We start from the raw sequence: 24,014 nt of genomic DNA on the forward strand, positions 1-24,014 counted from the left end.
CCCGGCTCGAACGGAGTTGAGAGGTGGGGAAGGTAGGGGGCTGTTGTGCGCGGTGACGTGGAGTGGGGCAGCATTCCGGGACTCGTCCGCTCGGCGGCCGAGCGGTACGCGGACGCCGAGGCGGTGGTGGAGGGCCGCACCCGGATCTCGTACGCCGAACTGGGCGCCCGCGTCGAACGGTCGACGGCGGCCTGTATGGCGGCGGGCGTCTCGCCGGGCGACCGGGTCGCCATCTGGGCCCCGAACTCACTGGACTGGATCGTGGCGGCGCTGGGCGCGGTGTCGGCCGGAGCGGTGCTCGTGCCGATCAACACGCGCTTCAAGGGGGCGGAGGCGGCGGACGTCCTGCGCAGGAGCGGGGCGCGGCTGCTCTTCATCACGGGCACGTTCCTGGGCACGTCGTACGTGGCCTCGCTGCGGCGGGCGGTCGCCCGGGGTCCCGGGCTGCCGGATCTCGACCAGGTGGTGGTGCTGTCGGACGACGCGCCCGAGGACTTCCGTACCTGGAAGGACTTCCTCGCGGGCGGGGACGGCGTCGGACCGGCCGAGGTGCGGGCGCGTTCGGCGGCGGTGGAGGGTTCCTGGCCGTCGGACATCGTCTTCACGTCCGGTACGACGGGCCGCCCCAAGGGCGCGGTGATCACGCATGCGCAGACGTTGCGGGCGTACGAGATCTGGTGCGACCTCGCGGGATTGAGGCAGGGAGACCGCTACCTCGTCGTGAACCCCTTCTTCCACACCTTCGGTTACAAGGCCGGGGTCCTGGCCTGTCTGATGCGCGGCGCGACGATGATCCCCCAGCCGGTGTTCAACATCGACACGGCCCTCGCCAACATCGCCGCGGAACGGGTGTCGGTGCTGCCGGGCCCGCCGACCCTCCACCAGTCCCTGCTGGACCACCCCGCCCGCGACGCCCATGACCTCTCGGCGCTGCGGCTGGTGGTGACGGGCGCGGCGGTGGTGCCACTGCAACTCGTGGAGCGGCTGCGCGGGGAGCTGGGCGTGGAGACGGTCCTGACGGCGTACGGCCTCTCGGAGGCCAGCGGCATCGTGACCATGTGCCGGCGCGGCGACGACCCCACGGTGATCGCCTCGACCTCCGGCCGGGCGATCCCCGGCACGGAGGTACGGGTCGAGGCCGAGGTCGGCGAGCCCGGCGAGGTGCTGGTCCGCGGCTTCAACGTCATGCGCGGCTACTACGAGGACGAGGCGGGCACGGCGGAGGTCCTGACGGAGGACGGCTGGCTGCGCACCGGGGACGTGGGCGTCCTGGACGCCGACGGCAACCTGCGGATCACCGACCGGATCAAGGACATGTTCATCGTCGGCGGCTTCAACGCCTACCCGGCGGAGATAGAGCAACTCCTGGGCCTCCACCCGGATGTGGCCGACGTCGCGGTGATCGGCGTACCGGATGCGCGGCTGGGCGAGGTCGGGAAGGCGTACGTGGTGCGCCGTCCGGACTCCTCGATGACCTCAGACGACCTGATCGCCTGGGCCCGGCGGGAGATGGCGAACTACAAGGTGCCGAGGTGGGTGGAGTTCGTGGCGGAGCTGCCGCGGAACGCGAGCGGGAAGGTGGTGAAGGGGGAGTTGCGCAGATCCTGAAAACGCCTCGGCCGCGGCAGCTCCCCTCCGGGCTGCCGCGGCCGATCCCCGCGGGGAGGAAGGACTTTGGGCGTCAGGCCTTCTGGTCCGTGGCGTGCAGGTTGTCCGGCGTGACGGTGGCGGTGCCGCTGTCCGCCTTGAGCGGGTTCACCCCGGTGAGCGGTTCGCTCGTCGCGTGCAGGTTGTCCGGGCTCACCTCGGTGCCGTCCTTGACGTCCGTGGCGTGCAGGTTGTCCGTGGTGTTCTCGTCGCTCATGACGACTGCCTCCCCTGACAGTTCGGGTCTCTTGATGTGGCGACCGGCCCGGCGACTCCCCCGAGGACCGCCGGGCCGGCTTCGTGACCGCTCACCGTAGTGCAACGGTCCAGGTCGACCCGTCTGCCCCCCGACGCGACGGAACGACAGGACGAGAGTGCCGGTCGGCGATAAACGAACGATGAACGCCCGCAACCGGCCGCCCGGGGGCCCGTGACATCGGCGGGGCGCTCAGGCGAGAGTCAGCGGAGTGAGGAGCGCGCGGACCGTCTCGGCCTCCGGGGCGCCGAGCGCCTCGAACAGCTCCAGGGCCTCGCGCCAGCAGACCTGCGCGCGCCCCGACTGGCCGATGCCGCTCAGCCCGTGGCCGAGGGTGACCAGGACGCCCGCCCGGCGCCAGTCTCCGCCGATGCCGCGCAGCACGGTGAGGGCGCTCTCGGCGTTGGCCGCGGCCTGCGCCGGGCGCCCGGCGGCCAGGTCGACCTCGGCCAGCCGGAACAGGGACATGCCCTCCCACAGCCGCTGCCGGCTGTCCCGGAACACGGTCAGGGCCTCCTGGAGGCGGGCGGCCGCCTCGGGCAGCTCGCCGTGCTCGGTGAGCGCGAGCCCCAGCGCGTAACGGCCGTTGGCGCCCTTGAGCGCATGCCCCATGGCGTCGTACATCTCCATGCCCTGCCGGGCCAGGGACACCGCGCTGTCGGTCCGCCCGGTGGCCAGGTGGATCCGGGAGAGGTTGCACAGCACGGCCGCCTCGCCCGCCCGGTCGTCGCAGGCGCGGAAGCCCTCGATGGCGCGGTTGATGTAGGTCTCGCCGTCCTCGTGGCGGCCCTGGTAGAGCGCGATCACGCCGAGGATGTTGGACGCCCAGCATCCGGCCAGCGGATCGGGCGCGGCGCCGATCAGCTCATGGGCCAGGGCCGCCTCCTCGTCCGCCAGGTCGAAGCGGCCCGTCACGCTGTGCGCGTACCCCAGCGTGATCAGCGCCCTCGCCTCCGCCCGGGTGTCCCCGGCCTCCCGCGCGGCCTCGCGCAGGGCCGAGGCGACCCCTTCGTACGCCTTGGAGTTGGTACCGGACTCCGCGAGGTCCACGGCGGCCCACAGCAGGTCGACCGCCCGCCGCAGGAAGCCGGAGCCGGCGGACTGGCGCACGCAGGCCAGCAGGCAGACCGCCTCCGAGTACAGCCAGTCCTGCGCCTGGTGCCGGTCGGCGAAGACCAGCCCCGGGTACTCCGGGGCGGCCAGGTGGTCCACCAGCCGGTCCCCGGGCCGCTCGATCAGATAGACGCCCGCCGCCGTGGCCAGATAGAAGTCCAGCAGCCGCGACATCGCCGCGTCCCGCTCGCTCGGCGGCCACTCGTCCCGCTCCGCGCATGCACGCGCGTAGAGGCGTACGAGATCGTGGTACCGGTAGCGGCCGGGGGCCGCCGATTCCAGGAGTGAGGTGTCGACGAGGGCCTCCAGCAGGTCCTCCGCCTCCTCCACCGGCACGTCGAGGACCGCCGCGGCCGCAGCCAGCGAGATGTCCGGCCCGTCCGCGAGGCCCAGCAGCCGGAACGCCCGTGCCTGGGCCGGCTCCAGCGCGCCGTAGCCGAGTTCGAAGGTGGCCTTGACCGCCAGGTCGCCGGCCTGCAGTTCGTCCAGGCGTCTGCGCTCGTCCGCCAGCTTCGCGGCCAGCACGGAGACCGTCCAGGTGCGGCGGGCCGCCAGCCGGGAGGCCGCGATACGGATCGCCAGCGGCAGGAAGCCGCAGGCCGCCACCACGTCCAGGGCGGCCTCGCGCTCGCTCGCCACCCGTTCCTCGCCCACGATCTTCGTGAACAGCGCCAGCGCCTCGTCGGGAGACATCACGTCCAGGTCCACCAGATGGGCCCCGGCGAGATCGACCATGCGCACCCGCGAGGTCACCAGCGCAGCGCAGCCCTCCGTGCCGGGCAGCAACGGCCGTACCTGCGCCGCGTCCCGTGCGTTGTCGAGCAGGACCAGCACCCGGCGGCCGTCCAGGACGGACCGGTACAGCGCCGCCCGCTCCTCCAGCGAGTCCGGGATCGCCGAGTCCGCGGTGCCCAGGGCCCGCAGGAAGGACCCCAGGACCGTCTCCGGTTCCGCCGCCCGTGCCCCCGCGCCCTGCAGGTCGACGTACAACTGGCCGTCCGGGAAGGCCGTCCGGGCCTGGTGGGCGACGTGCACGGCCAGCGTGGTCTTGCCGACGCCGCCGATGCCCGCCACCGCCGACACCGCCATCACCCGGCCCTCGGCCGAGGACAGCACCTCGCCGAGCTCCTGGACGAAGGCCGCACGGCCCGTGAAGTCCGGGACGGTGGCGGGGAGTTGGGCAGGGCGGACCGGGGCGGCGGCAGGCTCGGCCTGCGGGGACGCCGGTTCCGCCAGCCCCGGGTCCGCCCGCAGGATCCGCTGCTGCAGCTCCCGCAGCCCCGGCCGCGGGTCCACGCCCAGCTCGTCCGCCAGCAGCCGCCGGGTGTCGGCGTACACCGCCAGCGCCTCCGCCTGCCGGCCGCTGCGGTACAGGGCCAGCATCAGCAGTTCGCGCAGCCGCTCGCGCAGGGGGTGGGCGGCGGTGAGGGCGGTCAGCTCCGACACGGCCTCCGCATGGCAGCCCTGCTCCAGGTCCATGTCCAGGCGGGACTCGAGGAGTTGCAGCCGCCACTCCTCCAGGCGGACCCGCTGTGCCTCCGCGTACGGGCCGGGCACTCCGGCCAGCACCTCGCCGTCCCACAGCGCCAGCGCGCGGCCGAGCAGCTCACGGGCCTGGCAGAGGTCCCCGGCGCTCTTCGCCTTCTCCGCCTCGGCGGCCAGGTCCTGCGCCACGGCCAGGTCGAGGGCGCCCTCCGCCGGCACGCGCACCGCGTACCCGCCGGACTCGCTCACCAGGACCCCGGGGTCCAGCACCTTCCGCAGCCGGGAGGCGTACGTCCGCAGCGCGGCGAGGGCCTGCGAGGGCGGCTCCTCGCCCCACACGGCGTCGATCAGCTCGCCCGCGGTGGCCGTGCGGCCCTCGCGCAGCAGCAGGGCGGCGAGCAGGGCACGTTGCTGCGGGGAGCCGGTGCTGAGCTGCTCCGATCCGCGTCGGGCTCGTACCGGACCGAGCACGGCGAAGCTCAGCGGGGCAGGCTCCGCGCAGGAGCCGGCCCGCCTCTGTTCCGGCACTCGCGGTACACCGTCCATCGCCGTCTCCCTAGACACAGTGGGCAAGCAGGCCCTGCCGTTTGGATCAGCTCAGCGTCGCGGGCCCTGGCACGCACATCTGCGGCGTTGTCGTCGGTTGCCGACGCTCCGCGTCGACGCCCTCCTCCGCCTTGCAGCTGCACGCGCCAGACCCCGCTCGGGGCGGCCGACAGGCACCGTTCCCTGCAGCCGACCTGATCCAAACGACAGGGCCTACGTCAGTTTGCCTTGTTCATGGCGGATGCGTCAGCTGTGGGGAGCGCTTGTACGGGCAGACGCGCGGGATATCACAAGGCCCTCACCTGCTCTTCGCACCCGCGGTGGAACCGCTGGTGGCTCCCGCATAGCTGACGGGTCGTCAGATCAGCGCTACCGTGACCGCCATGGAGACCACGAAGGACTTCCCGGACTTCCCGCTGATCATCTCCGTCGACGACCACACCGTGGAGCCCGCCGACGTCTGGCAGAGCCGCCTGCCGAAGAAGTACCTCGACACCGGCCCCCGCATAGTCCGCGCGCCGCTGAAGGAGATCTCCTTCCTGGGCGGCCGCTTCCGTCCCGTGATGGGCGCCCCCGGCGAAGACGGCCCCCTCGGCGACTGGTGGCTGTACGAGGGCCTCCAGCGGCCCCTCACCCGCCTGGACACCGCCGTCGGCTACAGCAGGGACGAGATCAAGCTGGAGGTCATCACCTACGAGCAGATGCGCCCGGGCTCGTACGACGTCCCGCAGCGCCTCGCCGACATGGACGTCAACCACGTCCAGTCCTCCGTCTGCTTCCCCAGCTTCCCGCGCTTCTGCGGCCAGACCTTCACCGAGGCCGAGGACAAGGAGCTGGCCCTGCTCTGCGTCCAGGCCTACAACGACTGGATGGTGGAGGAGTGGTGCGGGCCGCAGGCCCGGGGCCGGCTGATACCCCTCACCCTCATCCCCCTCTGGGACGCCGAACTCGCGGCGGCGGAGGTCCGGCGCAACGCCGCCCGCGGGGTCCGTGCCGTCGCCTTCTCCGAGATACCCCCGCACCTGGGCCTCCCGTCCGTCCACTCCGAGGACTGGGACCCCTTCCTCGCCGCCTGCGACGAGACCGGCACGGTCATCGCCATGCACATCGGCTCCAGCAGCCGTATGCCGTCCACGTCCAAGGACGCCCCGCCCGCCGTCGGCTCCACCATCACCTTCGCCAACTGCTGCTTCTCGATGGTCGACTGGCTGATGAGCGGCAAGTTCGAACGCTTCCCCAACCTCAGGATCATGTACGCGGAGGGCCAGATCGGCTGGATCCCGTACATCCTGGAGCGCGCCGACGTCGTCTGGGAGGAGAACCGCGGCTGGGGCGGCGTCGCCGACAAGGTCCACCGCCCGCCGTCCGAACTCTTCGCCGAGCACATCTACGGCTGCTTCTTCGACGACGCCTTCGGGCTGAAGAACCTCGACGCGATCGGCGTCGGCAACGTCCTCTACGAGACCGACTACCCCCACTCCGACTCCACCTGGCCGAAGTCCCGGCAGGTCGGCGAGGCGCAGATGGGCCACCTGGAGCCGGAGGTGGTGGAGCGGATCGTGCGCGGGAACGCCATCGAGCTGCTGGGTCTCACCCCTGAGGGACTCTGGCGGTGAGCACCTTCTCGTACGGGATGCAGCTTCCCGTCCAGTCCCAGAGCACCATCTACGCCGAGGGCTGGGAGGCCACCGCCGGTCCCGAGGACCTGGTGCAGATCGCCCGCACCGCCGACCGCGCCGGCTTCGGCTATCTCGCGAGCTGCGACCATGTCGCGATCCCGCGCCGCCTGGCCCCCGCCATGAGCACGGTCTGGTACGACCCCGTCGCCACCCTCGGCTTCCTGGCGGGCGTGACCGAGCGGATACGGCTGCTCAGCCACGTAGCCGTCGTGGGCCTGCGGCATCCGCTGCTGACGGCCAAGCAGTACGCCACCCTCGACCATCTGTCGGGCGGCCGGCTGATCCTGGGCGTCGGCGCCGGGCACGTGCGGGAGGAGTTCGAGGTGCTCGGGGTCGACTTCGAGCGCCGCGGGGCCGTGCTCGACGAGTCGATCGACGCCCTGCGCGCCGCCCTCGGCCCGGACGAGTTCCCCGAACACCACGGCAAGCTCTACGACTTCGAGGGGCTCGGCCAGCAGCCGCGACCGGCCCAGGAGCACATGCCGGTATGGGTCGGCGGATCGTCCCCCGCCGCCGTACGCCGGGCCGCCCTCAAGGGCGACGGCTGGCTGCCGCAGGGCGACCCCCGGGACCGGCTGCCCGCGCAGATCGAGCGGATACGGCGGCTGCGGGACGAGGCGGGCCTGGACGGGCCGTTCACGATCGGCGCCATCACCGAGCCGCTCTACCTCGGCGCACCCGCCTGGGACGTCGGCCGCCGCACCCTGACCGGCCCCCCGGACGCGCTCGCCGAGTCCCTGCGGGCGTACCGCGCGATGGGCGTGCACCAGATCCAGGTGCGGTTCCGCAGCCGCAGCCGCACCGAACTCACCGACCAGATGGCGGCCTTCGGCGCCGAAGTGGCGCCCCTTCTCTGAGGAGTCATGGCATGGGCAAGCTGGACGGACGCGTCGTGATCGTCACCGGGGCGGCGCGCGGACAGGGGGAGCAGGAGGCCCGCCTGTTCAGAGCGGAGGGGGCCGAGGTCGTGATCGCCGACGTCCTCGACGACCAGGGCGGCGCCCTCGCGAAGGAACTGGGCGCGCGCTACGTCCACCTGGACGTGAGTCAGGAGGACCAGTGGCGGTCGGCCGTCAGTGCCGTGAAGGACTCCCTCGGGCGGGTGGACGGCCTGGTCAACAACGCCGGGATCCTGCGCTTCAACTCCCTGCTCGACACCCCCCTCGACGAGTTCATGCAGGTCGTACAGGTCAACCAGGTCGGCTGCTTCCTCGGCATCAAGACCGTCGCGCCGGTGATGGAGGACGGCGGCACGATCGTCAACACCGCCTCCTACACCGCCGTGACCGGCATGGCCGCCGTCGGGACGTACGCCGCCACCAAGCACGCCGTCCTCGGCCTCACCCGTGTCGCCGCCCTGGAACTCGCCGACCGGCGCATCCGCGTCAACGCCATGTGCCCCGGCGCCATCGACACCGCCATGTCCAACCCGGCCCGGCTGGACCCGGCGGCGGACGCGGAGGAGACCGGCCGGGCCCTGGACGAGCTGTACCGCAAGCTCGTGCCGCTCGGCCGGATCGGTAAACCGGAGGAGGTCGCGCGGCTCGCCCTGTTCCTGACCTCCGAGGACTCCTCGTACATCACCGGGCAGCCGTTCGTGATCGACGGCGGGTGGCTGGCGGGGGTCAGCGTCATCTGACTGCTCGTCAGCTATTGACCCTCCGTGCGGGCGGTGCAACAGTCATCCAAAACTGACGGTGCGTCAGAAACCTTCAGAACCGGGGACGGTGAACCTCCTTGGAATTCGGGCTCTTTGTACAGGGATACGTGGGCAAGCGCGCCGAGACCGACCCGCTCGCCGAGCACAAGGCACTGATGGAGGAGACCGAGTACGTCATCCAGGCGGACAAGTCGGGCTTCAAGTACGCCTGGGCGTCCGAGCACCACTTCCTGGAGGAGTACTCGCACCTCTCCGCCAACGACGTGTTCCTGGGCTACCTGGCGCACGCGACGGAGCGGATCCATCTGGGGTCCGGCATCTTCAACCCGCTGGCCCAGGTGAACCACCCGGTGAAGGTCGCCGAGAAGGTCGCCATGCTCGACCATCTCACCGGCAACCGCTTCGAGTTCGGCAGCGGGCGGGGCGCCGGCTCGCACGAGATCCTCGGGTTCATCCCTGGTGTGACCGACATGAACTACACCAAGGAGATCTGGGAGGAGACGATCGCCGAGTTCCCGAAGATGTGGCTCCAGGACGAGTACGCCGGCTTCCAGGGCAAGCACTGGCAGCTGCCACCGCGCAAGGTCCTGCCGAAGCCGTACGGGAAGTCGCATCCGGCGATGTGGTACGCCGCCGGGTCGCCGCCCTCGTACGCCATGGCCGCCCGCAAGGGCCTGGGCGTGCTCGGGTTCAGCATCCAGAAGGTCTCCGACATGGAGTGGGTGCTGGAGCAGTACAAGACGGCGATCGTGAATGCCGAGCCGGTCGGGGACTTCGTCAACGACAACGTGATGGTCACCACGACGGCCATCTGTGCGCCGACGCACGCCGAGGCGATCGAGATCGCGGTGAACGGCGGGCTGCACTACCTGCCGTCGCTGGTGTTCCGGTACCACGACACCTTCCCGCGGCCCGAGGGCTTCCCGGTGTGGCCGGAGACGCTGCCGGAGTACACGCCCGAGTTCGTCGAAGTCCTCATCGAGGAGGAGCTGCTGATCTGCGGGGACCCGGACGAGGTGCTCACGCAGTGCAAGCGGTGGGAGCAGGCGGGGGCGGACCAGCTGAGCTTCGGGTTGCCGGTGGGGGTGCCGAAGGAGGAGACGCTGCAGACGATTCGGTTGATCGGGGAGCACGTCATTCCGAAGATCGACACGGATCCCGTTCACCGGACTTCGCGGTTCCGGGCTGCCGCTTGATCGCCGTTGCGGGGTGCGGGTCTGTGGGGGTTGATCGCGCAGTTCCCCGCGCCCCTAGGGAGGCATGCTCCACGCAACTCAAGGAGTCACCGCATGCTTGATCATGTCATCAAGGGGGCGACCGTCGTCGACGGGACGGGTGCACCCGCTTACACCGCCGACGTCGGTATCCGGGACGGGCGTATTGCCGTCATCGGTCTTGTCACCGAGGAGGCCCGGACGACGGAGGACGCATCCGGGCTGGTTCTCGCGCCCGGCTTCGTCGATCCGCACACCCACTACGACGCCCAGTTGTTCTGGGACCCGTATGCGACGCCCTCCCTCAACCACGGGGTGACGACTGTCGCGGCCGGGAACTGTGGTTTCACGCTCGCGCCCCTGAATCCGTCCCGGCCCGAGGACGCCGACTACACGCGCCGCATGATGTCCAAGGTCGAGGGCATGTCGCTGGTTGCGCTGGAGGAGGGGGCGCCCTGGAGCTGGCACTCCTTCGGGGAGTATCTGGACGCCCTCGAGGGGCGTATCGCCGTCAATGCGGGGTTCATGGTCGGGCACTGTGCGCTTCGCCGGTATGTGATGGGGCCGGATGCGGTCGGTGGGCAGCCGAGCGAGGAGCAGCTGGCGGAGATCGTGCGGTTGCTGCACGAGGCCATGGATGCCGGGGCCTGGGGGTTCTCCACCACCCAGTCGTCCACCCACTCGGACGGCGACGGGAAGCCGGTCGCCTCCCGGCATGCGAAACCGGCGGAGCTGCTGGCGCTCTCGCGTGCCGTGGGCGAGCACGAGGGCACGCAGATCGAGGCGATCGTCGCCGGCTGCCTCGACCAGTTCAGCGACGCGGAGATCGACCTGTTCGCGGAGATGAGCGCAACGGCCGGACGCCCCCTGAACTGGAACGTCCTCACCATCGACGCCTCCGTGCCCGAACGCGTGCCCCGGCAGCTGTACGCCAGTGAGCAGGCGCGGAAGGCGGGCGGCCGGGTGGTCGCGCTGACCATGCCGATCCTGACGCCGATGAACATGTCGCTGGGCACCTTCTGCGCGCTGAACCTGATACCGGAGTGGGGTCCGATCCTCGGGCTGCCGGTGCCGGAGCGGATCGCCCGGCTGCGCGACCCGGACGTACGCGCGCAGATGCTGGAGCACGCCACGTCCAAGGAGGCCGGTGTCTTCCGGCGGCTCACGAACTTCGGGCGGTACGTCATCGGGGACACGTACAGCGTGGCCAACGAGGGGCTGACGGGCAGGGTCGTCGAGGAGATCGCGCAGGAGCGGGGGCAGGACCCGTTCCAGTGCCTCGTCGAGATCTGCGCGGCCGACGAGCTGCGTACGGTCCTGTGGCCCATGCCCACCGACAACGACCCCGCGTCCTGGGCGCTGCGCGCCGAGACCTGGCAGCACGAGGACGTGCTGCTCGGCGGATCCGACGCCGGTGCGCACCTGGACCGCATGTGCGGAGCCCCGTACACCACCCGCTTCCTGGGCGACTGTCTGCGCCGGCGGAAGCTGGTCGGTCTGGAGCAGGCGGTGAAGATGCTGACCGACGACCCGGCGCGGCTCTTCGGGCTGCGGGAGCGGGGACGGGTGGAGGAGGGCTTCCATGCGGATCTGGTCCTCTTCGACCCGGAGCGGATCGACGCGGGCACGGCCACCCTGGTGCACGACCTGCCGGGTGACAGTCCACGGCTGGACGCCAAGGCGATCGGGGTGCGGGCCGTGTGGGTCAACGGGGTCGAGGCGATCCGGGACGACGTGGTGAGCGGCGCCGTGCCCGGGAAGGTGCTGCGGTCGGGGCGGGACACCCGGACGGTGAGCACCAGGTGAACCAACGGGCGGACGGGCAGCGGCTGTTCGTCGGCGGCCGGTGGGTCGAGCCGGACGGCGGCCACTACGAGGTCGTCGACCCGGCGACAGAGGAGACCGTCGGGTGGGCTCCGGAGGCCTCGCGGGATCAGGTGCACGCGGCCTGTGCCGCGGCCCGCGAGGCCTTCGGGCCGTGGTCTCGTACGGCGCCGGAGGAAAGGGCGGCGGTGCTCGGCCGCGCGGCGGACATCATCGCCGGCCGTTTCGTGCCGTACGCCGAGCTGGCGCAGGCGGAGACCGGTGCGACCACGGGGACGGCGCGGGCGATGCAGGTCGGGGTGGGCGTGGCCCGGTTCCGGCGGTACGCGCGCGTGGAGCCCGCCGAGTGGGCGGTCCCGCCGCAGATCAACGAGGCCGGGCCGATGGGGAAGGCGGGTGTGATGGGTGCGCTGGCCGTCCGCCAGCCGGTCGGCGTCGTCACCTGCATCACCTCGTACAACAACCCGTGGGCCAACCCGGCCGGCAAGATCGCCCCTGCTCTGGCCATGGGCAACACGGTGGTGGTGAAGCCGGCCCCGCAGGACCCGCTGTCGGTGTACCGCATGGCGGAGGCGCTGGAGGCGGCGGGTGCTCCGGCGGGGGTCGTCAATGTGGTCTCGGGCGAGTCGGTGGACGTGGGGGAGGCGGCGGTCGCGTCCCCCGACGTCGACATGGTGAGCTTCACCGGATCGACGGCGGTCGGGCAGCGCATCGGTGAGGTCTGCGGCCGTGCCATGAAACGGCAGTTGATGGAGCTGGGCGGGAAGGGCGCCGCGATCGTCTTCGACGACGCGGACGTCGGCTCGGCGGTGGCCGGCATCGGCACCACCTTCTCCTTCTACAGCGGCCAGATCTGCACGGCACCGACACGGGTGCTGGCACAGCGGGGCGTGTACGACCGACTCGTCGGGCAACTGGCCGCGTACGCAAGCCGGTTGAAGGTCGGCGACCCGAGGGAGCCGGACACGGTGGTCGGCCCGATGATCTCTGCCGTCCACCGGGAGCGGGTGGAGTCGTACGTCGAGCTGGGCCGCAAGGAGGGCGCGGTCGTGGTCGCGGGCGGTGAACGGCCGTCGTACGACCGGGGCTTCTACGTCTCCCCGACCCTCCTCGCCGACTGCACCAACGACATGCGCGTGGCCCGCGAGGAGATCTTCGGCCCGGTGGTGTCCGTCATCCCCTTCGAGGACGAGGAAGAGGGCATCGCCCTCGCGAACGACACCGACTACGGCCTCATCGACTACGTCTGGTCGGGCGACGTGGCCCGAGCCTTCCGCGTGGCCCGGCAGCTACGGGCGGGCGGGGTGGGGATCAACACGGTGGGCCGCAACATGGAGGCACCGTTCGGCGGGTTCAAGAAGAGCGGGGTGGGGCGGGACGTCGGCGTGTACGCCCTGCACGCGTACGGCGAGGTGCAGGCGATAGTCTGGCCGGGGTGAGCCGGGCGGCCTCACCCGCCGCGCTCATCCGTCCAGATCCACCCGCACCGTCAGCTGTCCCACGCCGATCACCCGTACCGCCGCGCTGTTGAGACGGGGCAGGGCGCGCAGTCTGGCCGCGGTGTCGTCGTCGGGCAGGAGGTGGGCCGTGCCGGGGTGCCAGCGGCCCCGGAGGCGGACCCGTACCCGGGGATCGGCCTTGATGTTGCGGACGTACTGCGAGCGCTCGCCGAACTCGGAGACCAGCCAGAACGAGTCGCCGACCCGGCGCCCGCCGACGGGCGTGCGGCGGGGCAGGCCGGAGGTGCGACCGGTGGTCTCCAGGAGGGTCTGGAGCGGCAGGCGGCGCATGACCGCGTTGAGCTTGCGCTGGAAGGCCGTGGCGGCCCGGTACTTGCTCTCGGCGTGACGGGACAATGTTTCCTGGTCTCCTGTTGTGCGAAGGCGCTCCTCCCGCTGACGAGGGAGGAGCCGAAGGAGTGAACTCAGCCGCCGCTCTTTCGCCGGAACGACCGCTGACTCGAGGCCGGGCCGTGCGCGCCTCGAATCTTCGACGCGTCGGCGTTCGCAGTCAGAGCCGCCGCGGCCTCCTCCTGCTTGCCGCGCTTGCGCGCCAGGGCCTCCCGGAACTTGCCCTTCAGGTCGTACCGGCCGTCCTCGTCGGGCGCCAGGGCAGGGTTCTCGGCCTCAGCCGGCTCCGAACCCTCCTGCCGTGCAGACTCCGTAGTCATGATGACCCTCCTCGGCTCGGGCAATGTGAGCACAGCTTGTCATGCCGGGTCCCGCGCGGGGCGCCCTCACCCTGATGTGCTGAGCCGCTCGCCGTCCCAGGGTGCTGTCACGCGCTCCCCAGGAACACCGGATTGGTGAACGCCGCCATCACGCCCGGCACCGGCCCCACCGCCGTCTCATGCCGCACCTCCGCCCGGACATACGCCGCGTAGGAGGCAGTCGTACGCCACTCCGCCACCCCGGAGCCCGTCACCGGCAGCGGTTCGCTCGTGAACAGGACGCCCTGGTCGGTCACGAAGCGGATCGTGCAGCGCCGGGCGCCGGTCGCCTCCAGGCGCACGGTCACCGGCGTCTCGTGATCGACGACCTCCAACCGCTCGCCGGGACCGGCGACCTGGCCGTCGGCGGAGGCCGTGAAGGCCAGCGAGACGCTCCGGGACTCGGCGACGTACGACTGTCCCGCCCGGATCCCCTCCTGGATCGCCTCCCGGGTCAGGTCGTCGGCGAGGACGACCGTCTGCGGCAGTCCCACCGTGTCCGGATCGCGGTGGGCGTCGCTGTTGCCCATGGCGGGCAGCCACCCGCGCCCCTCGCGCACGGACGTGACCAGCTGGTTGTCCCACTCCGCGAGCGTCACCTCGTCGTCCGGTGTCCACGGCCCGTTCCACACCTCGACCGCGTCCGCCTCGCCGAAGCCGAACTTCCAGCCGCAGCCGACGCAGGTGCCGTGCGGATGGGCGGGGACGACCAGGCCGCCCGTCTCGCGGATCCGGTCGGCGAAGCGGCCGAAGCGCTGGTCCCGGGCCCGGTAGCGCCAGTCGACGAAGGTTCCGGGATCGGTGCCGAGCGCGAGGAGGTGGCCGTTCCTCGTCGTCACCTCCTCACCGAGCATGATCAGCAGGTCGTCGCCCGCCTCCGGGGCCCAATGCGGGTGCGAGGAGTGGGTGTTGTGGTCCGAGGAGTTGATGAAGTCGAGCCCGGCCGCCCGTGCGAGGGCCGCGACCTCGGCCGGGGTGCGGCGGCCGTCGGAGTACCAGGTGTGGAGGTGGCAGTCGCCGCGGTACCAGGCACGGCCCCGGCCCTTCGCCCGCGCGGGTGGGTACACCGGCTCAGGCGTCTCGCCCGGCTCCCCGTGCGTGAGCTCGTACGACAGCCCCTGCGGCGCCACCGTGTACGGGCCCAGCACGACATGCCAGGTGCCGGGGCGGATCGGACCGGGGACGTATCCGGGCGTCGCGTCGTCCGCCCGAACGAAGAACTCCGTACGCGCCCCGCCCGACCACCCCCGGAACCCCTCCCCGCCCAGCTCGGTGCCGCGCTCGTCGAAGAGGCCGATGTCGAGCGCGTTGCCGGGGGTGCCGGGCGGGACGGAGGGGCGGTCGTAGGTGTAGGAGACCTTCAACTCGCTTACATCAGGCGGGACTTCGATCGGCACGTATATGTAGTCCGGGGAGCCCGGGGGCAGCATCCCGCGCATTGTCACCACGCCTTCACCGTAGCCCCCACAAGGGACGCGAGGAACTGCGCGACCAGCCCCCACTCACCGCACTCGCCGACAACGATCAACCAGCCCCCACCTCATGCGGAATCCCGACCGGTCGGTATCGACATATGAGGCCGTACCCGGTACAGATGACCCATGCGAATCGCCGTGACAATCTTCCTCACCGACGAGACCGTCACCCCCACCCGGCTCGCGCGGGAGCTGGAAGCGCGCGGTTTCGCCGGCCTGTACCTCCCCGAGCACACGCACATCCCGGTCGAGCGGACGACCCCGTACCCCGCGGGCGGTGAGCTGCCGCCCGAGTACGGCCGCACGCTCGACCCCATCGTCGCGCTCGGCCAGGCGGCCGCGGTGACCGAGCGGCTCGGCCTCGGCACCGGCGTCACGCTGGTGGCCCAGCACGACCCGATCGACCTCGCCAAGCAGATCGCGACCCTCGACCACCTCTCCGGCGGCCGCTTCACCCTCGGCCTCGGCTTCGGCTGGAACGTCGAGGAGGCCGCCGACCACGGTGTCGAGTGGCGTACGCGGCGGGAGCTGGTACGGGACCGGATGGCGTTGATGCGGGCACTGTGGAGTGACGAACCCGTCGCGTACGAGGGGGAGTTCGGGAGCGTACGGGCCTCGTACGCCCACCCCAAGCCGGTGCAGAAGCCGCGCGGCCCGGTCGTCGGCCCGCGCACCCTCGTCGGCGGGGCCGCCGGCCCCAAGCTCTTCTCCCACATCTGCGAGTACGCCGACGGCTGGCTGCCGATCGGCGGGCGCGGACTGACCGAGTCGCTGCCGGTGCTGCGCGCCGCGTGGGCGGACGCGGGCCGCGACCCGGCGGCGCTGCAGGTGGTCCCGTACGCGGTCTTCCCCACTCCCGGCAAGCTGGCGCACTACGCGGACCTCGGCGTCGAGGAGGTCGTCGTACAGCTGCCGCCGGCGGGGGAGGCGGAGGTGCTTCGGGTGCTGGACGAGTACGGGGCCCTGCTGGGCTGACCCGTGGGCACTGATCGGCTCGACCGTATGCTCGAAGAATGACGACATCCGCGACCGGAACCGGCCCCACCGACAACTCCATGCGTCGCGCCCTCAAACGCGCCCGTGACGGCGTCGCCCTGGACGTCACCGAGACGGCCGTCCTCCTCCAGGCCCGCGGCGAGGCCCTCACCGACCTCGCCGCGTCCGCCGCCCGGGTACGGGACGCCGGCCTCGAACAGGCGGGGCGTCCGGGCGTCATCACGTACTCGAAGAGCGTCTTCATCCCCCTCACCCGGCTGTGCCGGGACAAGTGCCACTACTGCACCTTCGTCACCGTCCCCGGCAAGCTCCGCCGCGCCGGTCACGGCATGTTCATGTCCCCGGACGAGGTCCTCGACATCGCGCGCAAGGGCGCGGCCCTCGGCTGCAAGGAAGCCCTGATCACCCTGGGCGACAAGCCCGAGGACCGCTGGCCCGAGGCGCGCGAGTGGCTCGACGCGCACGGCTACGACGACACCATCGCCTACGTCCGCGCCATCTCCATCCGCATCCTGGAGGAGACGGGCCTGCTGCCCCACCTCAACCCCGGTGTGATGTCCTGGACGGACTTCCAGCGGCTCAAGCCCGTCGCGCCGAGCATGGGCATGATGCTGGAGACCACGGCCACCCGCCTGTGGTCCGAACCGGGCGGGCCGCACTACGGCTCCCCGGACAAGGAGCCCGCCGTACGGCTGCGGGTCCTGGAGGACGCGGGCCGCTCCTCGGTCCCCTTCACCTCCGGCCTCCTGATCGGCATCGGAGAGACGTACGAGGAGCGCGCGGAGTCCCTCTTCGCGCTCCGCAGGATCTCCCGCGCCTACCACTCCATCCAGGAACTGATCATCCAGAACTTCCGCGCCAAGCCGGACACCGCGATGCGCGGCATGCCGGACGCGGAGCTGGACGAACTCGTCGCCACGGTGGCCGTCGCCCGCCACATCATGGGCCCGGCCGCCAACCTCCAGGCCCCGCCCAACCTCGTCGACTCCGAGTACGAGCGGCTGATCGGAGCCGGCATCGACGACTGGGGCGGAGTGTCCCCCCTGACGATCGACCATGTGAACCCGGAACGCCCCTGGCCGCAGATCGAGGAACTCACCGAGCGCTCCCGCGCCGTCGGCTTCGAGTTGCGTGAACGCCTCTGTGTCTACCCGGAGTTCGTCCAGCGCGGCGAGCCCTGGCTGGACCCGCGGCTGCGCCCGCACGTCCGCGCCCTCGCCGACCCGGAGACCGGCCTCGCGCGACCGGACGCGGCCGTCGAGGGCCACCCGTGGCAGGAGCCCGAGGAGGCGTTCGTCGCCTCCGGCCGCACCGACCTGCACTCCTCCATCGACACCGAGGGCCGTACGTCCGACCGCCGCGACGACTTCGACGAGGTGTACGGCGACTGGGCGGCCCTGCGCGAGGCGGCCGCGCCCGGCATGCTTCCGGAGCGCATCGACACGGACGTACGGGCGGCCCTGGCGACGGCGGCGGACGACCCGACGCGCCTCACGGACGCGGAGGCCCTCGCCCTGCTGCACGCCGACGGCCCCGCACTGGACGCCCTCACGCGCATCGCGGACGACGTACGGAGGTCGGCCGTCGGCGACGACGTGACGTACATCGTCACCCGCAACATCAACTTCACCAACGTCTGCTACACCGGCTGCCGATTCTGCGCGTTCGCGCAGCGCAGGACGGACGCCGACGCCTACACGCTCTCCCTGGAGCAGGTCGCGGACCGCGCCCAGCAGGCCTGGGACGTGGGTGCGGTGGAGGTCTGCATGCAGGGCGGCATCCACCCCGACCTGCCGGGCACGGCGTACTTCGACATCGCGAAAGCGGTGAAGTACCGGGTCCCCGGGATGCACGTCCACGCCTTCTCGCCGATGGAGGTCGTGAACGGCGCGACGCGGACGGGGATGTCCGTCCGCGAGTGGCTCACGGCCGCCAAGGAAGCCGGTCTGGACACCATCCCCGGCACGGCCGCCGAGATCCTCGACGACGAGGTCCGCTGGGTCCTGACCAAGGGCAAACTGCCGACGGCGACCTGGATCGAGGTCGTCACGACGGCGCACGAACTGGGCATCCGGTCCTCGTCGACGATGATGTACGGCCATGTGGACCAGCCGCGGCACTGGCTCGGCCATCTGCGGACCCTGGCCCGCATCCAGCAGCAGACGGGCGGCTTCACGGAGTTCGTGACGCTCCCCTTCATCCACACCAACGCGCCCGTGTACCTGGCGGGCATCGCACGCCCCGGCCCGACGACGCGCGACAACCGCGCGGTGACGGCGATGGCGCGCCTGCTGCTGCACCCGTACATCCCCAACATCCAGACCAGCTGGGTGAAGCTGGGCACGGAGGGCGCGGCCGAGATGCTCCGCTCCGGGGCCAACGACCTGGGCGGCACCCTCATGGAGGAGACGATCTCCCGCATGGCGGGCTCCTCCTACGGCTCGTACAAGTCGGTCAAGGACCTGATCGCGGTGGCGGACGCGGCCGGCCGGCCGGCGAAGCCGCGCACGACGCTGTACGGGGAGGTGCCGGAGGAACGGCAGCGGGCGGCGGCGGTCTCGGACGGGCACTTGCCGGAACTTTTGCCGGTCCTGGACTGAGTACGATGATCCGACCCCTGTTCCACGAGGACATGGGGATGTGGAGCTGAGGAGATGCGTGCCGTGCCAGCCCCCAAGGTCTGGGTGACCGGTCTGACGGTGGGAGCGATCGCCGCTGTCGTCGTCCTGGCCGTACAGGCCGACAAGGGGCCGAAGCCCCACGTGGTCGCCGCCCGGCCGAGCACGTCGGCGTCGGCGGGCGCGCATCCCGCGCCGACGAAGTCCGCGGCCCCGGCCGCGGTGCCGGGCGGCTCCGGGACCGGGCGGCGCGTCGTCTACTCCCTCGGGAAGAAGACGGTGTGGCTGGTCGACGCGAGCGACGCGGCCCGCCGTGCGTTCGCGGTGTGGCCCGGGACGGTGAGCCCGGAACCGGGCACCTACACGGTCGGCGCCCGCAACCGGGGCGCCATCACCGGCTCCGACGGCGTGAAGATCGAACACATCGTGTACTTCTCGGTCAGATCCGGCGTGAACATCGCCTTCTCCAACGCGGTGGACGGGGCTTCGCCGCCGCCCGCCTCGGGGGTTCAGACGGGCGGCATCCGGATGCGGGTCGCCGACGGGACGGCACTGTGGACGTTCGCTTCGGCGGGGACGAAGGTGACGGTGGTCGAGTAGCCGGGGCGGTCCTGGTCAGGTGGCCGAGTCGGTCCGCCGGTCGGTCAGCTGCACGACGAGCAGTGCGACCCCGGTGAACACGATCACGCGGGTCGCCGCCTCCAGCCCGTTCCAGGTCTTCGACTGCCACATCGAGAACCACTCACCGCCGATCGCGATGAACCCGGCGCCGAAGAGCAGCAGGAGCATCAGCAGGCCGTAGGTGGAGATGCTGCGAGCGCGGGCGTAGTCACGCCGGGCCCAGAGCCAGGTGCCGTATATGAGGACGAGTGCGGCAAGGGTCTCCCAGATGATGATGGCGACGTACGCCGTGTTCTGAAGTCCCTTGCTGGTGATGGCTCTCCACATCAGGTCGTCGTCCTTGAACGTCGTGTCCATGGCCAGCACATGCTGCACGAACGCCTGATTGGTACCGAAGTCGGTGATGTTGCCGAAGGCCACGAGAGCGATGTAGAGGGCGACACTCGCGGTGAGAAGGGTGGCGCTGAGGTGGAGTGCGCTGCGTGGGGGTGTCGATGCCATGACGGCCATCTTCCCTCACGGGGCGGCGCGGACGCCCAACTGCCCCGCCCAGCACTCAACTTCCGCTGCGTACGTAACGAACTCGGCCCCCGAGGCGTCTGCGAACGCGAGCTGCGCGCCGTCCGTGGAGCTGGCCGCCCTCGGTCGTGACTCGGTGAAGGTTGGCAGGCCCTTCGATCGGGAGGGCGGGCTGCGTGAAATCGACCTCCTCGCAGGGCGCGGATCATCAGCTTCCTGGCCGTACCGCGTCACGAGTGCATCTACGTCTGCAATGTCACTTGGTACGGGTGACGACGGGCTGCTCGGCCTGACTGCTCAGACTCATTCGATCGGGCTGGTCCCGATCGGTTGCCGCATCAGCCGATAACTGAGCACTCAGGGTCACTCAGGACCACTCCTGTCATGTCTCGCATACCCCTCCGCCCCCTAAACCGACCGTTCCCGTTCGATTACAGTGCTGAACTGTCATGCGACGGGCGGAGCCATTGGGGAGGTCTTGGTGAATGCGCCAGCCGGGGCCATATGGGGCCGTGTCGAGCAGCAGGACTTTCGGAGCCGGGTGCGGGGGACGCTGCTCGGGGCCGCAGTGGGGGATGCGCTGGGGGCGCCCGTCGACGGGCTGGATCTCGACGGGATCCGGGAGGCGTACGGGGCCGAGGGCCTCGCGGACTTCGCCTTTGCATACGGCAGACGCGGTGCCGTCACCCACATCACGCAGCTGACCTTGTTCACCGTCGACGGGCTGATACGGGCGCAGGTGCGCCGCGACACCGGTGCCTGGCATCCGCCGACCGATCTGCACCGGGCGTATCTGCGCTGGGCGGCCACCCAGCGCGACTGGGGGCCCGACGAGCGCCGTAAGGACGACGGCTGGCTGGCCCGGGAGGAGTGGCTGTACGCCCGGCGGGACCCGGCGCGTTCGCTGCTGCTCGGGTTCGGGGACGAGCACATGGGGACTCTGGACGCGCCCAAGAGCCCCGGTGAGACCGGACCCGAGGCGGCCGCCCGCTCCGCGCCCTTCGGGCTGCTGGTCGGCTGGGAGCCGCAGCTGGTGGCCCAGCTGGCGGTGGAGTGCGCGACGCAGACCCACGGGCATCCGGTGGCCTATCTGTCGGCGGGCGCGTACGCCGTGGTCGTGCACGGACTGGCCCGCGGCGAGACCCTCGACGGAGCCGTACAGCGGGCGCTCGCGCTGCTTGCCGCCCGGCCGGGGCACCAGCCGGTGTCGGACGCGCTGCAGCATGCGCTGGGCGCCGTACGGCAGGGCATGCCCACGCCCGCGCGGGTCGAGGAGCTGGCCGGGGACGGGTCGGCGGAGGGCGTGCTGGCCGCCGCCGTGTACTGCGCACTGGTGGGGGAGGACTTCCGGCACGGGCTGTGCCTCGCGGTGAACCAGGACGGCCCCTCGGGCGCGACGGCCGCCCTCACCGGCGGCCTCCTCGGCGCTCTGCACGGCGAAACGGCCCTCCCCCCGGCCTGGCTGGCCGAACTGGAAGGCCGTCCGACGCTCCTGGAGCTGGCCGACGACTTCGCCATGGAGATGACACAGGGGCCCGCGCTGCACGGGCCGGCGGGGTCGTCCCCCGGGTGGCTCGCCCGCTATCCGCGAGCCTAGCTCTGCGGCGCTACTCCTTCGCCGCCGTGCCCACGGTGTCCTCCGCAGGACCCGCCGGAGTGGGGATCGCCGCCGCGGCCGTGCCGTCGTCGTCCGTGTTGATGCGTTCGATGACGGCGAGGCGCTCCGGGGTGTCCTCGGGCCTGAGGTAGCCGATGAGGATGTAGAGGAGCAGGGAGACCGCCAGCGGGATCGAGACCTGGTACTGGAGCGGGACTCCGCCGTGGACGTTCCAGTTGATGGGGTAGTTGACCAGCCAGAAGGCGAGCAGGCCCATGGACCAGCTGGTCAGCGCGGCCGTGGGGCCGGAGCGGCGGAACGGGCGCAGCAGGCCCAGCATCATCGGGATGGCGATCGGGCCCATCAGTCCGGCGACCCACTTGATGACCACCGTGATGATGTCCTTGAAGGTGGGGGAGTTGACCTGCGTCGCCACCGCCATCGACAGGGCCAGGAAGACCACCGTGGTCACCCGGGCCGCGATCAGCCCGGAGCGCTGACCCCACTCCCGCGCCCGCCGGGACAGCACCGGAGCCGCGTCCCGGGTGAAGACGGCCGCGATCGCGTTCGCGTCCGAGGAGCACATGGCCATGGTGTGGGAGAAGAAGCCGACGATGACCAAGCCCAACAGGCCGTGCGGCAGCAGCTGTTCGGTCATCAGGCCGTAGGAGTCGGAGCCGTCCGGCTTCTGGGCGTGGACCAGGAGCGGCGACATCCACATGGGGAAGAAGAGGACCACCGGCCAGACCAGCCACAGGGCCGCCGACAGCCGTGCCGAGCGCTCGGCCTCGCGGGCGCTGCCCGTCGCCATGTAGCGCTGGGCCTGGTTGAGCATGCCGCCGTTGTACTCGAAGAGCTTGATGAAGAGGAACGCCAGCAGGAACACCGTTCCGTACGGGCCGACCAGCGGCTTCCCGTGACCATGCAGGGCCGGCTCGTCCCAGGCGCCGAAGAAGCCGATGCCCTTGTCGTTCAGCTTCAGTACGACGGCGACGAACATCGAGATGCCCGCCAGCAACTGGATGACGAACTGGCCGAGTTCGGTCAGCGCGTCCGCCCACAGACCGCCGATGGTGCAGTAGACGGCGGTGATCGCGCCGGTGATGAGGATGCCCTGGTTGAGGGTGATGCCGGTGAAGACGGACAGCAGTGTCGCGATCGCCGCCCACTTGGCGCCCACGTCCACGATCTTCAGCAGCATGCCCGACCAGGCCAGCGCCTGCTGCGTCTTCAGGTCGTAACGGTTCTTCAGGTACTCCAGCGGGGAGGCCACATGGAGCCGTGAGCGCAGCCGGTTGATGCGCGGCGCGAACAGTTTCGAGCCGATGGCGATGCCCAGCGCGATCGGGAAGGACCAGGTGACGAAGGAGGTCACGCCGTAGGTGTAGGCGATGCCCGCATAGCCCGTGAACATCACCGCGCTGTAGCCCGACATGTGGTGCGAGATGCCGGACAGCCACCACGGCATCTTCCCGCCGGCCGTGAAGAAGTCGCTGACGTCGTCCACGCGCTTGTGCGACCAGACGCCGATAGCGACCATCACACCGAAGTAGCCGATGAGCACGGCCCAGTCGAGACTGTTCATGTGCGCCCTCCCAGGGTCCGCCTTGTGAACGGCTCGCTCATCGTGGGCGCGCCCGCATGGGCACGACAAGCGAACGTCAGGTCAAGGGAAGGCAAAAATGTTCCTTGTGTTGACCTGCGTTCATACACATGAACCAGCTCTCGAGGTGGTCAGCGCATCAGCTCCCCCGCGTTGACCAGCAGCGACTGCCCCGTGATGGCCCGCGCCCGGTCCGAGGCCAGGAACACCGCCGCGTCCGCCACGTCCCCGTCCGTCGCCAGCTCCGGCAGCGCCATCCGTCCGGTCAGCCGCTCCAGTACGTCGGCCTCTGGCACGCCCTCCGTCTGTGCTGTGAACTGGACGTACGCCTGCACCGGCGGCCCCCACATCCAGCCCGGCAGCACGGTGTTGACACGTATACGATGCGGCCCCAGCTCCCGGGCCAGGGAGTACATCGCGCTCGTCAGCGCCCCTTTCGAGGCCGCGTACGCCGCCTGCTTCACCTGGGTGGGGGCCGCCACCGCCGACTGTGTCCCGATGAACACCACCGAGCCCCCGCATGCCTTCAGTGCCGGCAGACAGGCCCGGGTCATCCGCAGCGAGCCCAGCAGGTTCACGTCGATCACCTGCTGCCAGCTCACGAAGTCCGCATCCGCCAGACCGCCGAAGTAGCCGTCCATCGCGGCCACATGGACGACCGCGTCGATCCGTCCGAACCGCTCCCTCGCGAGCGCCGCCAGCGCCTCGCACTGTGCCTCGTCCCTGATGTCGGTCGCCCGGTACGCCGTGTGCGCCCCGTCCGGATCGATCTCACCGGCGCTCTTGGCGAGGTTGGCCTCCGTGCGCGCCCCGAGCACCGCGTTGCCGCCGTCGCGCACGACCGCCGCCGCGACCTGATGACCGAGCCCGGCGCCGACCCCCGACACGACGACGGTCTTGCCCGTGAGCAGTGACATCGGAGCCTCCCGGGTATGGCGGATTACCTGACGGG

Annotated in this window: 19 protein-coding genes; 11 read left to right on the top strand and 8 right to left on the bottom strand. The window is 71.0% G+C overall.

The features are described 5' to 3' along the window. Window positions 1-45 precede the first annotated feature (45 nt). Window positions 46-1,608, top strand: coding sequence for a FadD3 family acyl-CoA ligase (locus tag ACFY1E_RS45780; protein ID WP_389087972.1), 1,563 nt, complete (start codon window positions 46-48; stop codon window positions 1,606-1,608). 73 nt (window positions 1,609-1,681) lie between these two features. Here the strand turns inward: ACFY1E_RS45780 and ACFY1E_RS45785 are convergent, their stop codons facing one another. Both ACFY1E_RS45785 and ACFY1E_RS45790 read right to left on the bottom strand, forming a co-directional pair. Then, window positions 1,682-1,864 carry a hypothetical protein gene (locus tag ACFY1E_RS45785; protein ID WP_389087974.1) on the bottom strand — a complete coding sequence of 61 codons (183 nt, stop codon included), beginning with the start codon at window positions 1,862-1,864 and terminating at the stop codon, window positions 1,682-1,684. A 231-nt stretch (window positions 1,865-2,095) separates the two neighbouring features. Then, window positions 2,096-5,047, bottom strand: coding sequence for a BTAD domain-containing putative transcriptional regulator (locus ACFY1E_RS45790; RefSeq protein WP_389087976.1), 2,952 nt, complete (start codon window positions 5,045-5,047; stop codon window positions 2,096-2,098). A gap of 383 nt (window positions 5,048-5,430) precedes the next feature. Between ACFY1E_RS45790 and ACFY1E_RS45795 the strand changes: the two genes are divergently transcribed. From ACFY1E_RS45795 to ACFY1E_RS45820, 6 genes are all read left to right on the top strand, one after another. Further along, the gene (locus ACFY1E_RS45795) at window positions 5,431-6,663 is read left to right on the top strand and encodes an amidohydrolase family protein (protein ID WP_389087979.1); all 1,233 of its coding nucleotides are present in this window, start codon (window positions 5,431-5,433) and stop codon (window positions 6,661-6,663) included. A gap of 17 nt (window positions 6,664-6,680) precedes the next feature. Continuing rightward, window positions 6,681-7,583, top strand: coding sequence for an LLM class F420-dependent oxidoreductase (locus tag ACFY1E_RS45800; protein ID WP_389088046.1), 903 nt, complete (start codon window positions 6,681-6,683; stop codon window positions 7,581-7,583). Between the two features lie 11 nt (window positions 7,584-7,594). Further along, entirely contained in the window at window positions 7,595-8,365 is a 771-nt protein-coding gene (locus tag ACFY1E_RS45805) for an SDR family NAD(P)-dependent oxidoreductase (RefSeq protein WP_389087981.1), read from the top strand. Between the two features lie 98 nt (window positions 8,366-8,463). Next, a complete protein-coding gene (locus ACFY1E_RS45810) occupies window positions 8,464-9,582 on the top strand; it encodes an LLM class flavin-dependent oxidoreductase (protein ID WP_389087984.1) in 1,119 nt (372 codons plus the stop codon). Window positions 9,583-9,615: 33 nt separating this feature from the next. Then, window positions 9,616-11,406: an amidohydrolase family protein gene (locus ACFY1E_RS45815; RefSeq protein ID WP_389088048.1), complete on the top strand. Its 1,791-nt coding sequence runs from the start codon at window positions 9,616-9,618 to the stop codon at window positions 11,404-11,406. Next, the gene (locus tag ACFY1E_RS45820) at window positions 11,403-12,863 is read left to right on the top strand and encodes an aldehyde dehydrogenase family protein (RefSeq protein WP_389087986.1); all 1,461 of its coding nucleotides are present in this window, start codon (window positions 11,403-11,405) and stop codon (window positions 12,861-12,863) included. The genes ACFY1E_RS45815 and ACFY1E_RS45820 overlap by 4 nt, the downstream gene beginning before the upstream one ends. A 24-nt stretch (window positions 12,864-12,887) precedes the next feature. On the opposite strand, the gene ACFY1E_RS45825 is transcribed toward ACFY1E_RS45820, so the two are convergent. From ACFY1E_RS45825 to ACFY1E_RS45835, 3 genes are all read right to left on the bottom strand, one after another. Further along, window positions 12,888-13,280 carry a nitroreductase/quinone reductase family protein gene (locus tag ACFY1E_RS45825; RefSeq protein ID WP_389087989.1) on the bottom strand — a complete coding sequence of 131 codons (393 nt, stop codon included), beginning with the start codon at window positions 13,278-13,280 and terminating at the stop codon, window positions 12,888-12,890. Between the two features lie 68 nt (window positions 13,281-13,348). Next, window positions 13,349-13,594, bottom strand: a complete 246-nt coding sequence (locus ACFY1E_RS45830) for a DUF5302 domain-containing protein (protein ID WP_389087991.1) — start codon at window positions 13,592-13,594, stop codon at window positions 13,349-13,351. A gap of 107 nt (window positions 13,595-13,701) precedes the next feature. Continuing rightward, window positions 13,702-15,072, bottom strand: coding sequence for a CehA/McbA family metallohydrolase (locus ACFY1E_RS45835; protein ID WP_389088051.1), 1,371 nt, complete (start codon window positions 15,070-15,072; stop codon window positions 13,702-13,704). Window positions 15,073-15,234: 162 nt separating this feature from the next. On the opposite strand from ACFY1E_RS45835, the gene ACFY1E_RS45840 reads away from it, so the two are divergent. From ACFY1E_RS45840 to ACFY1E_RS45850, 3 genes are read left to right on the top strand one after another with little or no spacing between them, the layout of a single operon-like run. Further along, window positions 15,235-16,083 carry an LLM class F420-dependent oxidoreductase gene (locus tag ACFY1E_RS45840; RefSeq protein WP_389087994.1) on the top strand — a complete coding sequence of 283 codons (849 nt, stop codon included), beginning with the start codon at window positions 15,235-15,237 and terminating at the stop codon, window positions 16,081-16,083. Between the two features lie 38 nt (window positions 16,084-16,121). Next, window positions 16,122-18,704 carry a bifunctional FO biosynthesis protein CofGH gene (locus ACFY1E_RS45845; RefSeq protein ID WP_389087997.1) on the top strand — a complete coding sequence of 861 codons (2,583 nt, stop codon included), beginning with the start codon at window positions 16,122-16,124 and terminating at the stop codon, window positions 18,702-18,704. Between the two features lie 54 nt (window positions 18,705-18,758). Then, window positions 18,759-19,322 carry a hypothetical protein gene (locus tag ACFY1E_RS45850; protein ID WP_389087999.1) on the top strand — a complete coding sequence of 188 codons (564 nt, stop codon included), beginning with the start codon at window positions 18,759-18,761 and terminating at the stop codon, window positions 19,320-19,322. 15 nt (window positions 19,323-19,337) lie between these two features. Here ACFY1E_RS45850 and ACFY1E_RS45855 read toward each other — a convergent pair whose 3' ends face one another. Beyond that, window positions 19,338-19,844: a DUF2165 domain-containing protein gene (locus tag ACFY1E_RS45855; protein ID WP_389088002.1), complete on the bottom strand. Its 507-nt coding sequence runs from the start codon at window positions 19,842-19,844 to the stop codon at window positions 19,338-19,340. Window positions 19,845-20,343: 499 nt separating this feature from the next. Between ACFY1E_RS45855 and ACFY1E_RS45860 the strand changes: the two genes are divergently transcribed. Beyond that, entirely contained in the window at window positions 20,344-21,459 is a 1,116-nt protein-coding gene (locus ACFY1E_RS45860; RefSeq protein ID WP_389088004.1) for an ADP-ribosylglycohydrolase family protein, read from the top strand. Window positions 21,460-21,469: 10 nt separating this feature from the next. Here ACFY1E_RS45860 and ACFY1E_RS45865 read toward each other — a convergent pair whose 3' ends face one another. Next, window positions 21,470-23,044, bottom strand: coding sequence for a sodium:solute symporter family protein (locus tag ACFY1E_RS45865; RefSeq protein WP_389088007.1), 1,575 nt, complete (start codon window positions 23,042-23,044; stop codon window positions 21,470-21,472). 149 nt (window positions 23,045-23,193) lie between these two features. Beyond that, window positions 23,194-23,979: an SDR family oxidoreductase gene (locus ACFY1E_RS45870; protein ID WP_344399762.1), complete on the bottom strand. Its 786-nt coding sequence runs from the start codon at window positions 23,977-23,979 to the stop codon at window positions 23,194-23,196. Window positions 23,980-24,014 lie beyond the last annotated feature (35 nt).

The sequence above is a fragment of the Streptomyces sp. NPDC001604 genome (genome assembly GCF_042893475.1).
Lineage (GTDB): Bacteria > Actinomycetota > Actinomycetes > Streptomycetales > Streptomycetaceae > Streptomyces.

Bases quoted from the DNA above. Each gene is read 5' to 3' on its own strand.
- ACFY1E_RS45785 (WP_389087974.1), bottom strand. From the start codon at position 1,864: ATGAGCGACGAGAACACCACGGACAACCTGCACGCCACGGACGTCAAG.
- ACFY1E_RS45790 (WP_389087976.1), bottom strand. From the start codon at position 5,047: ATGGACGGTGTACCGCGAGTGCCGGAACAGAGGCGGGCCGGCTCCTGC.
- ACFY1E_RS45795 (WP_389087979.1), top strand. From the start codon at position 5,431: ATGGAGACCACGAAGGACTTCCCGGACTTCCCGCTGATCATCTCCGTC.
- ACFY1E_RS45800 (WP_389088046.1), top strand. From the start codon at position 6,681: ATGCAGCTTCCCGTCCAGTCCCAGAGCACCATCTACGCCGAGGGCTGG.
- ACFY1E_RS45805 (WP_389087981.1), top strand. From the start codon at position 7,595: ATGGGCAAGCTGGACGGACGCGTCGTGATCGTCACCGGGGCGGCGCGC.
- ACFY1E_RS45830 (WP_389087991.1), bottom strand. From the start codon at position 13,594: ATGACTACGGAGTCTGCACGGCAGGAGGGTTCGGAGCCGGCTGAGGCC.
- ACFY1E_RS45835 (WP_389088051.1), bottom strand. From the start codon at position 15,072: ATGCGCGGGATGCTGCCCCCGGGCTCCCCGGACTACATATACGTGCCG.
- ACFY1E_RS45840 (WP_389087994.1), top strand. From the start codon at position 15,235: ATGCGAATCGCCGTGACAATCTTCCTCACCGACGAGACCGTCACCCCC.
- ACFY1E_RS45845 (WP_389087997.1), top strand. From the start codon at position 16,122: ATGACGACATCCGCGACCGGAACCGGCCCCACCGACAACTCCATGCGT.
- ACFY1E_RS45850 (WP_389087999.1), top strand. From the start codon at position 18,759: ATGCGTGCCGTGCCAGCCCCCAAGGTCTGGGTGACCGGTCTGACGGTG.
- ACFY1E_RS45855 (WP_389088002.1), bottom strand. From the start codon at position 19,844: ATGGCATCGACACCCCCACGCAGCGCACTCCACCTCAGCGCCACCCTT.
- ACFY1E_RS45865 (WP_389088007.1), bottom strand. From the start codon at position 23,044: ATGAACAGTCTCGACTGGGCCGTGCTCATCGGCTACTTCGGTGTGATG.
- ACFY1E_RS45870 (WP_344399762.1), bottom strand. From the start codon at position 23,979: ATGTCACTGCTCACGGGCAAGACCGTCGTCGTGTCGGGGGTCGGCGCC.